11 protein-coding genes and 1 pseudogene are annotated in these 14,639 nt (G+C 60.1%); 3 read left to right on the top strand and 9 right to left on the bottom strand.

The genetic code is table 11. The features are described 5' to 3' along the window. Window positions 1-353 precede the first annotated feature (353 nt). The 7 genes and pseudogenes from CSC78_RS19020 to CSC78_RS09355 all read right to left on the bottom strand — a co-directional run bounded on the left by CSC78_RS19020 (window position 354) and on the right by CSC78_RS09355 (window position 8,356). Window positions 354-1,133, bottom strand: a complete 780-nt coding sequence (locus tag CSC78_RS19020; protein WP_238391222.1) for a hypothetical protein — start codon at window positions 1,131-1,133, stop codon at window positions 354-356. A gap of 144 nt (window positions 1,134-1,277) precedes the next feature. Next, a pseudogene (locus CSC78_RS19270) lies at window positions 1,278-1,526 on the bottom strand (TniQ family protein); the annotation flags it as partial. Window positions 1,527-1,716: 190 nt separating this feature from the next. Next, a complete protein-coding gene (locus tag CSC78_RS09375) occupies window positions 1,717-2,784 on the bottom strand; it encodes a hypothetical protein (RefSeq protein WP_162337650.1) in 1,068 nt (355 codons plus the stop codon). Continuing rightward, window positions 2,785-5,268 carry an integrase catalytic domain-containing protein gene (locus tag CSC78_RS09370; protein WP_162337649.1) on the bottom strand — a complete coding sequence of 828 codons (2,484 nt, stop codon included), beginning with the start codon at window positions 5,266-5,268 and terminating at the stop codon, window positions 2,785-2,787. It abuts the gene before it with no gap. A 954-nt stretch (window positions 5,269-6,222) separates the two neighbouring features. Next, a complete protein-coding gene (locus CSC78_RS09365) occupies window positions 6,223-6,501 on the bottom strand; it encodes a hypothetical protein (protein WP_162337648.1) in 279 nt (92 codons plus the stop codon). Window positions 6,502-7,094: 593 nt separating this feature from the next. Next, the gene (locus tag CSC78_RS09360; protein WP_162337647.1) at window positions 7,095-7,847 is read right to left on the bottom strand and encodes an anti-sigma factor family protein; all 753 of its coding nucleotides are present in this window, start codon (window positions 7,845-7,847) and stop codon (window positions 7,095-7,097) included. Then, window positions 7,844-8,356 carry a sigma-70 family RNA polymerase sigma factor gene (locus CSC78_RS09355; protein WP_162337725.1) on the bottom strand — a complete coding sequence of 171 codons (513 nt, stop codon included), beginning with the start codon at window positions 8,354-8,356 and terminating at the stop codon, window positions 7,844-7,846. Before CSC78_RS09355 ends, CSC78_RS09360 begins: the two co-directional genes overlap by 4 nt. Window positions 8,357-8,506: 150 nt before the next feature. Here CSC78_RS09355 and CSC78_RS09350 point away from each other — a divergent pair, with 150 nt between their 5' ends. Then, entirely contained in the window at window positions 8,507-9,610 is a 1,104-nt protein-coding gene (locus CSC78_RS09350) for a catalase family peroxidase (protein ID WP_162337646.1), read from the top strand. Then, window positions 9,607-10,182 carry a cytochrome b gene (locus CSC78_RS09345; protein WP_162337645.1) on the top strand — a complete coding sequence of 192 codons (576 nt, stop codon included), beginning with the start codon at window positions 9,607-9,609 and terminating at the stop codon, window positions 10,180-10,182. Before CSC78_RS09350 ends, CSC78_RS09345 begins: the two co-directional genes overlap by 4 nt. A 120-nt stretch (window positions 10,183-10,302) precedes the next feature. Here CSC78_RS09345 and CSC78_RS09340 read toward each other — a convergent pair whose 3' ends face one another. Beyond that, window positions 10,303-11,889, bottom strand: a complete 1,587-nt coding sequence (locus CSC78_RS09340) for a GMC family oxidoreductase (RefSeq protein ID WP_162337724.1) — start codon at window positions 11,887-11,889, stop codon at window positions 10,303-10,305. Window positions 11,890-12,020: 131 nt separating this feature from the next. After that, window positions 12,021-13,787, bottom strand: a complete 1,767-nt coding sequence (locus tag CSC78_RS19015) for an oxidoreductase (RefSeq protein WP_238391220.1) — start codon at window positions 13,785-13,787, stop codon at window positions 12,021-12,023. A gap of 47 nt (window positions 13,788-13,834) precedes the next feature. Between CSC78_RS19015 and CSC78_RS09325 the strand changes: the two genes are divergently transcribed. Next, window positions 13,835-14,434 (top strand): LysR substrate-binding domain-containing protein, encoded by a 600-nt coding sequence (locus CSC78_RS09325; RefSeq protein WP_162337723.1) that lies wholly within the window; start codon window positions 13,835-13,837, stop codon window positions 14,432-14,434. Window positions 14,435-14,639 lie beyond the last annotated feature (205 nt).

Genomic DNA, 14,639 nt, shown 5'->3' with positions numbered 1-14,639 from the left:
TCCCAGTGCCCATCGCGGACCCAACCCAACTTCGGGGTACTAGGACTTAGGGTCCGTGCGGCTTTGTCAGGCCGGGAGACTTCTAGAGTTGGTTCAAGCAGCTGCTCTGAGTAATTGGAGTTAGCCTTCCAGTTTGAGCTGGCGCCGATGACCAGCATGTTGGCGATCAGCGACCAACTGATAGCGTTAGCAATTCGGACCCGAGTAGCGATGCTGGGGCTGCTGGCAGAAGCATGAATTGTCTCGAGGCAAGACCAAGACGCAGCAATGGGGTCGCCTTCCTTACGCCGCGCTGGGCCACGTTCAAGTGTTTGTATCGCCGCACAGAGAGGATGCGCGGACATCATCTAAGGCTACTCAGCCGCTATCGTTGGTCGAGGAACTCGAAAGAGACGGTTGGCCTCGCGGTACCGCCTGTAATTCCAATCGCTTGTCACTTTCTTAAGGGCTGCTTCGACAGCAAGCCGAGCAACCCGCACTCCGACGCCAGTCTCGCTGACGGCGGCGGCGACAAGGTGATCATGACTTGGATACTCGGCAGAGGGGTAGCTCAAAACAGGGCCGTTGAGGAGGTAGTCCGCAGCGAGGCGAATTCTCTCGACGTGCTTAAGATATCCATATTGCTTGCGATGACGAGCGTACCGTGCGCAAAGCTCACGTAGCCTATAGCGTAGAAAGCCTTTAGAAACCCCAAGCTGCTTCGCGATAAAAGCTAGAGAAACCATCGAATCGAAGTCGGTCTTCTCGAGTTCTGCTTTAAGCCACTTCTCGGCGATTTTTGTAAGGTGCTCAGGCCGCTTTGGTTTTCGATCTTCTGGCACCGTTGCAGCCGCCAGATCAAGAAGGTCAACTGAGTTGAACGTCCCGATTGGATCCCTGATCAGATCAACCGGGCTGACACCCAGCAAAACGCAGCGCTTCATTAGCGTGCGCAAGTGTGGGCGGCCAGAGGTACGCAGAGTAATTCGAGTCACCGCCATCGAGATGTGACTCTTACGGCCGAAAGCATCGTAGATCTCAGGTCTGGACTTGATGCCCTCCTTGAGGAGCATGCTATAGGCATCGGGAACAACAGTTTCAAGGTTCCCAGTAGAGATCGCCTCAACCAACTCGAAGCATTCCTTCTCATACATTGTCGTATCGAGCGCCGTTTGCCATCCGGACGAAGCTTGGCGTAAAGATCCTTTGCATCTGAAGCACAAGGCCATTTGTCCAAGATGATGGTACCGCGCCTGGCGGCTCCCACACCGCGGGCACAGGGTTTGAAGGGATATTCGGTGAATTGTGCATCGCTTGATGACGGGAATAGCCCAAATCAGTCGATCATAGAACTGGTTCTGGCTGCTAATGGCCTCCTCCAAGCAAGCGGGACACCATGCGCGACCCTCTCGAACTATTCCATGCCCTTGCAAGCTTAGTACTGGCGTGAGCGCCAAGAACGTTGTTCGTTTGAGCGTAGGACAACCTACAGCCTCGCTTAAGAGATCTACGAATGATTGAACGATCAGCCCGGTGCCGCAGAACATTGGATTCTTGCCATTGATGCCGCCTATGCTGAGCTCGAAAACGCCCGGATTCTGGCGTAGCCACCAGCTGCGGAGATGTTTGGACAGGGCATGGATGGTTACGCTGTGGGATACAGCCATTCTGCAGAACAATGAACCGAAAGCCTCAATCTCGACCGTGCCTTGGCCTAGCGGCGATATCGGCAAGTACTCAGTCGTCGTCATGAACAACAACCTCCGCGGCAGCATTGCGGTTTGGCGCACGTTGGAACGGCGTGTTTCTTTGACTGGAGTTATCCGCCTTGTCGCCAGGCCCCTCTTCTTCTTGGCGTGACTTCCCTGAACTAGGAATGGAGAACTGGGAGCTGGATTGGAGTGCTTCCTCGCCCCTTCGGATGTCCTCAGCGATAGCCTTTCGCTCCCGCTCGGGAGGGGCACATGCCCTAAGGAGCGCTCTGTCTATGTACATATGGCGCGCACGAGCCTGCACGCTGCACGACCAGAGGTGCTTGTCAAGCAGTCCGACCGTTCCGTTGTTCCAGTGCAAGAGATTGACGGCTTCGTCTAGGAGTAGAGATTTCGGACTCAGTTCAAGCTTCCCGCTGTATGTCTTTAGAATCCGTGCCCAGGACTCGAGATCGTCGGGATTGCATGCACCGTAGTGGCCGAAATTAAAGCTTAATACACGTCCGCAAAAGTGGGAGGAGTCGAATAATCCTTTGTATGCCATCTCGTATCCGCCACTCGCTATGAGAGTTCGATCTATCGCGCATGTTGACTTGATGGACTCAAGAATTGCGGCGCGGAGTTCTGGGTCCTTGGTCCGGGTAAGAAGGTGCGCTTCATCTAGGCAGGTGCGACGAGTGAACCTATGACTAAGCGCTTCCTTCAGCGCGATGCGAATGGTGGACTCGTCCCGGCCTCGCGAAGGAAAGTAGTGCTCGTTCTCATCTAAACCTCCGATATGCTTGTATATCGGATGTTCAAGCGACTTCAGCAACTCGATTCCGATCCACTTCGCCTTCGCGCGTCCCTCGCTGACAGTTTCAATCTGTAGGCTCACTATGGGGATTGCACCGGGACGACTATCTTGGAAGGAATCCTTCAATGCCGTAACTATCTCGTGAAATATGATGGACTTTCCGGACTGCGTCGGGCCAAGAAGCAGGAGTACGAGTCCATCGGACGCATCACGACACAGTGGAACGAAGATATCCCTTGCTCTTTCAAGAAGTCGATGCTTGATTACGCCGTTAGTGACTCGCGACAAACGATTCATCTATAACGTCTCGTTCTCGTACGGTTCGACGTCGTCGAAGTTGAATGGCACGAAGGTGGACGAATCCCGAACGTCATCCGTCTGGTTGTCATTGGAGGTAGGTCGGGTGGAGTTAGATTCCTTGCGTTCGGCAATTTCGTGAAGTTTGCCGTTGACTATTTCAGCGACGCAACGATTCATGTCGTTTGTAAGTTCAACACGAAGTGCCGAAAGATCGTGTCGTTCCGCAGTCCGGAAAAGCAAGCTTGTTTCGGACATGGCTAGCTGTAAAGGAGAGTCGGAGTTCCTGCACTCAAGCCATTTCCCTTCAATGCAAACGTAGATAACGGAATCGGCATAGGGCTCGATCCTAACGGAAAGGTCCTTCTTGTAGCCGCGATACGCCAACAACTTCGGAGAGCTATACCACTTACCGTGAACATGGATGCCGCGCCCAGTCCATAGCTTGTAACCTGCGTCGGGAGATTCAACTGAGGTGGCGATCAGGAACCTCATATCCCAAGCGATTCTCCGGCCGCCATGTGGATAGGTGCGCTCCGCCTTGTGGCGCAGAGCGTAGCGTGACGATACTTCTCCGGGTTTAGAGCCATTGTTGTAGCCTTGAAACACGAACGCCTCAAGGGCTTCGAAAGCGTCCAGGAGCGTAAGGGTTGAGCCCGCCGCCGCCTTGAACGCGCCTGAAACGGCACGAGAGCGCTCAATGCTGATGCCGAAGCCAGGAAGGCCGCGAGCGAATCGTTCTTTAAAGTCTCTGAAGAGACGCTCAACCTGCTGTCCGAAGCGCGGGTCTTCAGGTGGCCGCTCACATCGGACAACCTTCAAAGAAGCAAGCATCACAAAGAAGTGACTGCTCCTAAAGTCACTTCCGCCGTCGACAATGACCATCTCCGGCAATCTGCCATGACGTCTTGCGCAGTCTCGGATTACCATTGTGCAGGATTTCTTGCTCGGGTCAGCGAATGACAGCCAGATTGCCAGCACTTCTCCACTGAATGAATCGACCATGGCGGTAAGCCATGCTCGCTTTGTTATCTTTGCTCCGTTGATGTATCCAACAACAAGATGAAGGTCTGTCTTCCAGTGGTCGATATGGGCAACTGCAAACGGCCGAGTAGCGAGGATCGTCCTCTTTGCGGGATCAAACGAGTCAGACTGCTCGTTGCGGAGTCGCCTCCCGCCCTTCTTGAAAGAGTCTTCATTGTTGAGAGCTATGCGATCCCAGTACGTGTAGAAAGTTGAACGGGACACGGGGTGCTCATCGAAGAACTCGAGTTGGCGTCTTGCTTCAGGAAATGCTGTCTGATAGGCAAAGAAACATGCGCTAATGGATGTGTGGTGGCGGTCGCTTTTGCCTGCACGAATAATGGATTCAAGGAACGACAAATGAACTATTCCGATAAGAGGGTCGCGATTTCCGCAGTTACTCCAGCGCGGCGTAAGGCTGAGAGGGTCGCCATTGGCATCCTGAAAGGCCTTCCGATAGCGCCGTATGGATCGATCTGAGACATTCTTGCCATTGCTATTTGTACGCGTTGTTCCCTGGACAAGGGCGAGACGGCTGGCGACCTCTAGCTCATAACGAGGGTCAACTACTTCATCGGTACCGAGTTCGTCAGATCGGAGATTAGTCGCGAGCCTACTGCACGACTCTTGCGCAATCTTGGCGAGCTCCAAGCTTGTTGATAACCAGACGCTATTGGGGTCCGCCAGAGTTACACGGTCTAGGTCTGCAAAGATCTGCTCAGCGTCCAAGAGTTGTAGGACTGGGGTTCCATCCGGCATCCCGAGCCGTTCAAGGATGTCGGACATGCGCAGGGTTGACTCATGCTCTAGCAGGGTCAAAATCGCTTTCCTGGTCCAGCGGTATCTCTTCGTGTCCGGCGCCTCTCGAGAGCTTGTGAGAAGTCGAAGATTGTCTGCCCGAAGCGAGCTCAATGAGCTAATCGGGACGACGACATGATCAATTCCCATTGAGCTGAAATGCTTTGATGCTGGGACATAGTGATACTCACTATCCTGCACGATCCAATCCCTGGGGCGCTCTCGGACCAGCCTTTCGAGTTCCGAGTCGGCCTTTATCTCGTAGACACATACGCTGCGGCTGTAGATCACCAGGTAGTCGGCCGTGTAAGTTGTTCGGGTTCTGCGACCTCTGCTGTCGGTGATGCAGACCTTGATGGTTATCGGCTGGTCAAAGACCGCGGTGAGATCAGGGCGTCGATCAAGTTCGACTAGGAAGTTGAACTCGCCAGTCATCGATTCGGCTTGGAGAACGACGCCTGGGATGCTCTTAAGCGGTACATCAAGTATTAGGTTGCGGCGCCGCCTCCTGCCAACCTTCTTGGCCGGAGGAGAAATCGCGGTCTCGACGACATACGAGATGCCTTCGGGCGAAAGGTCGAGATGTGAAACCGCCTGTTGATTCAGCCCAAGCTTTTCCAGTAGATCTTGACGCGTGACAGCATCGAGTGGAAGCGCAGCCATACAGATTCACCCTTCGGGCCACACGCGACCCAGATTCGCCTGTGCTGTGGTCGTGAAGCTGCATCAGGGTCCCACAAGGTGTGACCCGGGCGCGTCCTTTTATTCCCAAAAGAAGGGGGGATAATCCGAACACGACACATGCGAGGACAGGTCTATGCATACGTCTGCTGCAAGTCGCGCCTCTTCGACGTACACGTATCCCGCAGTTCTTGACTATGTCCGGATTTCAGACCTGGTTAGATATCCGCGTAGAAGGAGAGGTCAGCCCGACAGCGACTTGGCAGACGTCTTAGCGACGCACGTTATCTTGGGCGCGGCGGAGACTATCGTGGGTGGTAGAGAGGACCTAGTTCACAAGGCAGCCCTCGCTTGGGGTATCCATCCCCGTAACGCTGGGCGGCAGTTCTGGCTATATGAATCCGGCCAGCGCAGACTCACACGTGATCGAATGGAGGCGTTGTCAGTAGAGGTAGCGCTTGGTTTCGTGACGGCCATGCCTTGGGAAGCACTGCATCCGAGACGACTAGATAAGGAGCCAGCTATCAGGCTCTCTACCAAGGTCGGTGAGGACGTGACCACAGCAGAATTCTGGTGGTCACTCTGTGAGTGGCGGCGCGCGTTGGGTGGTCGAGATGTACGTACATTGCTGTCGCGAACTGATCGTTTGCTGTCGATGATAGGTCCAATGGCGCATAGTCCTATGATGCAGCGCTACGAGATTGAGTTCATCGATGTGCTAGATCGGTTGCTAGACCTGATGCCGGAGCAACTCCTCCCGTTACATGCGATTTTGCCTGGTTCCGAAGTAGGCATATTCGATGACTGTGAAGGGAGTCGCATTCTTTCAGAGCGCGGAGCTGTGATTCAGCAGGTGATGGGAAGATGGAGGCACTTTAGGTGGTCCAAGCGTCGCTTGATCTCGCTTACAAATACTCGAAGGGCTTCGGTGAGAAATCAACCATTTACCTGGCGCTTCTTGAGCGAGAAAACTCGAGAGCTGATGTTGATGCGGTCAAGTGCGCCACCGCGCTTTTGGCCTTGATCTGACGAGATGAACGTTCTAACAAAGCCAACGAGCGATCGATGCGTCACGAACACCAGCACCGTCGCTTGGCGCAGATCGTATCTGTGGTTTGCCGCACGTACGCTCGCGACGTCGCGCAGGTTCTCCCGGGTAATGACAGGACGCGAGCGAAGCGAATGCGAGTGGCCTGACTGGTGGGCCACCTTCATTCCCACATTGGGTGAGATCACAGCGAAGTACCTGAGGAAGGAAACCGAACAGCTAATCAAGCTGCTCGGTGACCCCCCCATCTCTTAACGCGACCCGCATGCCATTGGCCTACACCCTGACTCCACAGCCAAAGATCCATCTGCTCGTCGTTCGTCATGATGCGCACTCGTCAAAGGGGACACTGCATGGGCCGAATTCGCTCTGCTTAGCAGCCCGGCATGTACCACGAGCATAACTTGCGCTCCCGCGGGGGCCGCCTCGAGCCTAGACATGGATTAATCGTGTCAGCCCGCCAAATCGTATTGCTAATTAATGCCATTGAGACACGGTCACTCATCAAAAGCCGTCAGTAGGCCCTTTGGCAAGAATGCGTAGGGTTCATGCCTAACCTAGCCAAATCAGGTAGCTAGCTGAATTGATCGCTTGCTGACGAAATTTATAAGGTTAGAGAGCGCTCCACTTACCTCCAAGGAAGGCTAGGCGTCTGGCATCTAGCTCTGTCCGATAATGACTCACGAGCCGGTCGAGTTTAGAGGTTTGGCAGATGTCCGCTTGTGGCCGATAGCGGACTCTCTAGTTTGTGTTAGAAAACTCAGCCGTTGTCTAACAAGTGTGGAAGTCGCAAAGCAGCTGTATCTGCGACCTCGCTAACCAGAGCGAAGCTGGTGTTCTGATGTGACCAGTACTGAGCCAGCAGGTCGCCGTCGCGGCGCTGACCTGTACCCTTCAGCTTGCCGCGCGGGCGGAGATAGAACCCCACACGGGCACCTGATCCATCTTGATAGACCAGCATGGCGGCAGTGCCCTGTTCGGTGGACAGCACGCGTCCACCCATCAGCCGGTAGCCCGCCGGCTTGAGGTCGGGGACACGGCCAACTTTGCCGAAATGCCGCTGCAGCCAGCGTTGCAGGTCCGCGCTCCGACTGGCATCGAAGTCCATGGCAGGCGCATCGGCATCGGCGAACTGGCGATAGGCCGCTACCGCGTCGGCCATGGGCATGGGCACTGGCTGCAGGTCACGTGCCCACCAACCCACACCAGCCCCCAATCCAAGCGCCAGTATCAGGGAGGCAGCGATGCCCATGCGGTGCCGGCGACTTGCATGCAGGCGCCGCCGTATCCGTAGAGGCTCCAGTGCCGCGTTCGCCGCCCACTGCTCCGGATGCGCGTGCAGTGCGCGCAGGTGCCCGGCATCGCGCTTCCAGTCGGCTATCTGGCGGGCACGCTCAGGATGGCTGTCCAGCCAGCATTCGACGGCCTCGCGACGCGCCGGCTCGAGCTGACCATCCACGTAAGCATGGAGTTCACTCTCATCCGGTTCGGGCTGTGTGGTCTGGATGTTCATTTCATGACTCTCAACGATGGGGCAGGGGGTCCGTCCTCCTGCATGGCACGCAGTGCCTGCCGCGCCCGCGACAAACGGGACATGACAGTGCCAATGGGTATGCCAAGCGTCTCGGCGGCCTCGCGATAGCCCATGTCCTCGACGCTCACCAGCATCAGCAAGGCGCGCTGTTCCACCGTCAGGCGGGAGAAGCCGGCCAGCGAGGTGCGGGCGGCAAAAACCTGTTCGGGCGTGGCCGCCTGTGCCTCCTCCTCGGCTGCGAATAGCCATGCGATGCGCCTCCAACGGGTTACGCGCCGCTGCTCATCGACGAATTTTCGGTAGAGCACGGAGAACAGCCACGATTGCAGCGCCGCTTCCTTCGTCCGCTCAGCGCCGTGTGTAAGCGCTCGCTCCAGCGTCGCCTGGACCAGGTCGTCCGCAGCGACTGGATCCTGGGTCAGCGAGCGCGCGAACCTGCGCAGGCGAGGAATCAGGTCTCGCAGGCTGTCGTCATCCAGCGGAGGCAATGAAGCGGTCATGGGTCGCGTGAACGGGGCAGGTCTAAGGTGAGACGTGCGGGTAGCCCGATTATTCCTCGGAATCGAAAGATGTCGCGGATGTGAAATAAATCCCGCGCCCGGGCGTCATACGGTCATTGCACGATGCCGGAGCCATCCATGTCGACACCTCACGAAGCAACCCACCCATCCCGGACCCGCGTCCCGTGGCTTGCCTTGACGGCCATTGCCGCCATTGTCATGGTGCTAGCGGGCGCATTCGCATGGACTGCAGGGTGGATTGGGCCCAAGCGCCTGACCGCACCGCGGCTGGTGGACGCCATCGAGGGTGGCAAGGCCTATCCGGGGTTTCGTCGGGCCCACAGCAAGGGCGTATGCGTAGCAGGGTACTTCGAACCATCGGAGCCGGCGGCCGCATTGTCGCGCGCGCGCATCTTCAGCCAGCCTCGCACTGAGGTATCCGGCCGCCTGTCGATCGCGGGGGGAGATCCATATGCCCTGGATGCACAGGCCCGGGTGCGCAGCTTGGCGCTGCTGCTGAAGACGGATGATGGGCAAGAGTGGCGCACCGCGATGAACAGCTTCCCATTCTTCGCGGTGGCTACGCCGGCCGGCTTCCACGCCCAGCTACTGGCGTCGCGCCCCGATCCGGCGACGGGCAAGCCGGATCCGGCGAAGATGGCCGCATTCGTGGCGCAGTACCCCGAAGCCAAGCGCTTCCAGGCGTGGGCCAAGTCCGCACCCTGGTCCAGCAGTTGGGCCAACACGACCTACAACGGCGTCAACGCGTTCCGCTTCATTGATGCGCAAGGCCGTGTTCGCTTTGTACGTTGGTCGATGCAGCCCTTGGCGGCGTTCGAACCGCTCAGCGAGGCCGAGCGGCAGCACGCCGATCCCGACTACCTGCGGGAAGACCTGCAGACGCGATTGTCGCAGGGGCCGCTGCGCTGGCATCTGGTAGTCACCGAGGCCAAATCGGGGGATCCCATTGAGGATCCTTCGCGCGCCTGGCCCGAGGACCGACCCAACTACATCGCAGGCACGCTGGTGCTGGAAAGCAGCCAACCGCAGGCAACGGGTGCATGCCGCGATGTGAACTACGATCCGACCGTGGTGCCTGGCGGTATTGCCTTGTCGGATGATCCAATTCTGGCTGCCCGGGCGGCGGCGTATTCGGTCTCGTTCAACCGGCGCGAGCGAGAGATCGCGCATGGGCAGGCGCCTGAGGCGACCGGGGCCACCGTGCAGGAGGCCGCACGATGAACCGGCATGGACATTTTGATGGACTGGCGCGCTTGCTTCATTGGTGCATGGCGCTGTTGATCGTGGTGATGCTGTTCATCGGCGTCGGCATGGTCTCATCGTTGTCGCTGCGGCCGGCACTGATCGATCTGCATCGACCGCTTGGCATCGCTATCCTGCTGTTGGCGCTTCTCAGGCTTGTACATCGGTGGCGTAGTCCGCCACCGCCCCTGCCTGCAGACCTGCCGCGACTGCAGGCAGTCGCTGCAAAGGCGTCGCACTGGCTGTTGTATTCCTTGATGCTAGCGATGCCACTGCTTGGATGGGCCATGTTGTCGGCGGGCGGATATCCCGTACATATGGTCGGCACACTGCGGTTGCCGCCGCTCTTTCCACAGGATCCCGCGCTCTATACCTGGCTTAGGGAGGCGCACGGGGCGTTGGGCTTCGCCTTGTTTGCGCTGGTGCTGCTACACCTGACCGCCGCGCTATATCACGCGTGGGTACGTCGTGACGGCGTGTTTGGATCAATGGCGCGGAGCGGAGCCGTCGCAGAACTGCCGCCCGCTCGATCCGACATCGAGCCGAATTGACGCGGTGGACCTGGCCGATATCGCATTGGGCGCTTACATTGAGCCCCAATGCAGGCAGGGACAAGAAGCGGACGGGTCATCATGTCCGCTTCTGGCCGGAAGCGGACGTAACATCAGCATTCAGATCCCGTGCGTCTGCTTGATGATTTCCGCAGCGCGCTCGCCGATAACGACGCACGGCGCCATGGTGTTGCCGCTCGGCATGCTGGGCATGATCGACGCATCCGCGATCCGCAGTCGCTCAATGCCGTAGACCTGCAGCTGGCCGTTGACGACCGACATCGCATCGCGTCCCATCTTGGCCGTGCAGGCCTGGTGCCAGAACGTTACAGCCGCGTCGCGGAGATACGCTTTTAGGTCGGACCTTGCCAGGTTTCCAGGCATGGCTTCGCGCTTCAGCAAGCGCTTGAACGGTGAGGCGTGCGCCATCTCCTGGGCCAGCGCGATGGTCGCCATGGCATCGCGCAGATCGTCGGGGTGCGATAGCGTGTTCGCTACGATACGGACGGGTGCGCTGACATCGGCACCCGTGAGGTGCAGAGAGCCGCGGCTCTTGGGGTGCGACAACCCGGCGAACGTCATCCAGCCGTGCTCGGGCACGCCACGATGCGCCGTTTCCGGTGTCGGTACCGGAAACTCCAGTTGACAGTGGAAGACGTCTGGCGAGGTGAGCGCAGCATCCGTCTTCCAGTAGAGCGTGGCCTCCGATCCGCCATTACCCACGCCGACTGGCGCATTCGCCTCGAACAGGCAGCCGAACGAGACGTGGTCCTGGTGGTTCCGTCCGACGCCCGGCAGAGACTGAATCACCGGAATGCCATGTGACTGCAGTTCGTCTTCCGGACCGATGCCGGATTGCATCAGCAGCTTGGGCGTATTGATCGCGCCCATCGACAGGATCACCTCGCGCTCGGCGGTGATGCGCGTACGGCGGCCGTTCTGCATCACGTCAACGCCGACGACGGTGGTGCCTTCGAACACGAGCTTGCTCACCTGTGCATTGATCATCACCGTCAGGTTCGGCTGCCCCAGCTTCGGGAAGATGTAGGAGCGAAATATTGAAGAGCGCCGGCCGGCCTTCACGATCAGGTCGTTGAGTGCAACGCCACCGCGGCCTTCCATCATCACGCCGTTCGGGCTGTCGAAGGTCGGCATGCCCAGGGCTTTCGCGGCCTCGACCATGGCGATGGCCACTGGCTGTGGATGCGGTGGCGTTTCCACATGCACCGGTCCGCCGGTGCCACGGCGGATGGGATCGGGCATCCCTCGCCAGTCTTCGATGCGCTTGTAGATGTCGAGCACCGCACGATAGCCCCAAGCACCGTCGCCGGCTTCCTCGGCGAAGTGATCCCAGTCGCTCTGGTGACCGCGTGCCCACACCATCACGTTGATGCTGGAGCCGCCGCCCACCACCTTGCCCATGTTCAGTGGAATGGCACGGCCATGCAGATGCTGATTGGGCTCGGCGACAAATGCCCAGTCGCGATCGGAGCCGAGGTTCGATGGCCACTGCGTAGGATCGAGAATCTCCGGCAGCTCGTCGGCGCCGCCTGCCTCGATCAGCAGTACGCGCACGGCAGGATTTTCCGCGAGCCTGCCGGCAAGGGCGCAGCCGGCAGGACCCGCGCCGCAGACGATGAAGTCGTAGCGCCCCGGATGTTGCAGGTCGGTGGCGTAGGCGGGGACGGTGGGAGAGGACGTGGGCATGGTGACAGAAACTCCGGGCGACGTGGGGCCTTCAGGCAGCGCGGGTTGCGCCACCTGTCGTGGGGAAGGGCAATTCAGGGGGAGAGATATCGGACGCGACGGCCGCAGATGCCGTCGCGTCCCAGCGGCGCTTACTTCGCCTGCGCCGCATCCTTCGCTGCGCGGTCGATCGTGTCAGCGACCACCTTCGGCTGCGTCATGAAGACCGCGTGGCTGGCGGAGACCTTGGTGATGCGCGCGTTGATGCGCTCGGCCATGTGGATGAGCATGGCCTGGTCGAAAGCCTTGTCCTCGATGGCGATCACCGCCCAGCTGGGCTTGCTGCGCCACGCCGCGTGCGTCAGCACGGTGCCGAACGACGCCATGTTGATCGGCACCTGCGAATCGCGCAGGAACGCCGCGTCCGCATCCGTCGTGTCGTGCGCGAAGCCGGCCTTGAACTTCGCCGGGGCGATGAAGCCGAACCCATCGGCGCTGGTGTCGATGACGAACTCAGGCGTCGGCGCGAAGCCCGTGTACTGCTGCGCCGTGGTCTCGCCTGCGTCCGGCGCCAGCGCCGACACATAGACCAGGCCGGCCACCTTGTCGTGCACGCCGGCTTCGGTGATCACCGTGCCGCCCCACGAATGTCCGACCAGGATGGCCGGACCGTCCTGGCGGTCGAGCACGCGCCTGGTCGCGGCGACATCGTCGGCGAGCGAGGTCAGCGGGTTCTGCACGATGGACACGCGATAGCCGCGTGCGGTCAGGTCGTCGTACACCGGGCGCCAGCCGGCGCCGTCGGCGAACGCGCCGTGTACCAGCACCACGTTCTTCACTGCACCGCTGTCGCGGGCGGACTCGGCGGCGTGGACGGCGGGGGACAGGCTGGCGGCCAGGGCGGCGGCGAGCAGGGCGGGGATGAGCTTGAACATGGTCGTGTCCTCGGGGCAGTGGTGGGTGGCGTTCGGGGTGCGGCGTTGGCCGGCAGGGGTACTTTGCCGGCGTATCCGGAACCATAAGGCACGTAACGTCCTGAAAACTTGATCGATCGTACGTTCCTGCCGTGCGCCCTGCCGGGTCTGCCCGCCGCGGTGCCGGCGGGCAGGGAGGCCATCGGCGGCGCTTACGCCGTGGGCACGGTGCCGCCGTTCCGACCCCGAGATGGACGCGGCGCGGGGCGAGACCAGGAACGCGATGAGGTCGGCGACCTCGGAGGGCTTGGCCGGTCGCCCGACGGGAATTCCGCCCAGCGCGTTCATGACCATCTGCTTGGCGCCTTCGTAATCCGTGCCGGCGTTGGCCGCGATGTCGCCGAGGAAATCGATCGAGGCTTCGGTCTCGATCCAGCCCGGCGACACGCGGACCACGCGCACGCCCTGCGGCGTGACTTCCTTCGACAGCGCCTTGCTGTAGGTCGACAACGCGGCCTTCGCGGCGGCGTAGGCAATCGTGGAATCGTGCAGCGGCAGCAGGCGCTGGATCGAGGTCACGTGCAGGATCACGCCGGACCCCTGCGCGAGCATCGCCGGCAGCAGGGCGCGGTCCATGCGCACGGCCGACATCAGGTTGAGGTCGAGCGCCTTCGCCCACTCGCCATCGTCCAGTTTCGCGAAGCCGCCCAAGGGCGCCGACGAGCCGCCCACCACGTTGATGAGGATGTCGACGCCGCCGAGATGGTGCTGCGCTGCCTCCGTCGCGGCGCGGACGCCCTCGGCGGTGACCAGGTTGGCGGCCACGTAGTGCACGCCGTCGATGGGCTGCTTCGGTGCCGACAGCGCGGTCGCCACGATGCGTGCCTGCAGCGAAGAGAGCAGTTCGACGACGGCGCCGCCGACGCCGCGCGTGCCGCCGGTGACCAGAACGCGCTTGCCCGCCAGGGAGAGATCGAAGCTCATGGCGCCGATGCTATGCGACATGGACGAGGCCGTGGCGAAGGCGGTAGGTACGAGCGCACGCGCCGCGGCTGGGCCGTTTCGCAAAAGCAAATCCCGATGTCGTGCTCGACATCGTGATCGACGACGCGCTGAGCGACATCGCCGGCGAAGGCTTCGATGCCGGCATCCGCGTGGGCGGCCGCCTGCAGAAGGACATGGTGGCAGTGCGGCTGACGCCGGACATCGAACTGCTGGCGGTGGCCTCGCCCGAGTATCTCGCGCAGCATGGCGAACCAAAGACGCCGGCCGACTTGGATCGCCATGCGTGCATCAACTGGCGCTTCCCCGGCAGCGGCAAGATCGCGGGCTGGTCGTTCGCGAAGAAGGGCAAGACGGTCGAGGTCTTCGGCGAGGGCCGGGTGATTTCGAACCACCAGGACATCATCTTGCCCGCCGCGCTGCAGGGGCTCGGCATCCTCTACGCCTACAACGACGACGACATCGCCGAGGCCTTGCGCGACGGACGGCTGAAACGCGTCCTGGCCGACTGGTCGCCGACCGTGCCTGGCCTGTACCTCCATTACTCGAGCCGCCGCTACCTGCTGCCGGCGCTACGTGCATTCATCGATTGCCTGCTGGATCGTGACCTAGAAGGTAAAGACGCTCCAATCCCAGCAAGCCCCCGCTGATTGGTTGCAAGAGCTGATCGACTTCCTTGATGTCAGCTTCCGACCCAATTCAGGTGTTGGGCGATGTCCGCTTCTGACCGCGGATTCATATGATCGACGCAACACACGGATAGCTGCATAGGCAGCAGGAGTGTTGCGAATGAAGCGCAGGAAGAGGCTCTACTACACCGACACCGAGAAGGCACTGATGTGGGATCGCTGGCAG

It is taken from the genome of Pseudoxanthomonas japonensis (genome assembly GCF_010093445.1).
Classification (GTDB): Bacteria; Pseudomonadota; Gammaproteobacteria; order Xanthomonadales; family Xanthomonadaceae; genus Pseudoxanthomonas_A; species Pseudoxanthomonas_A japonensis.
Note: the sequence above shows the minus strand (reverse complement) of the source record. Positions and strands in the feature narration are given on the sequence as shown.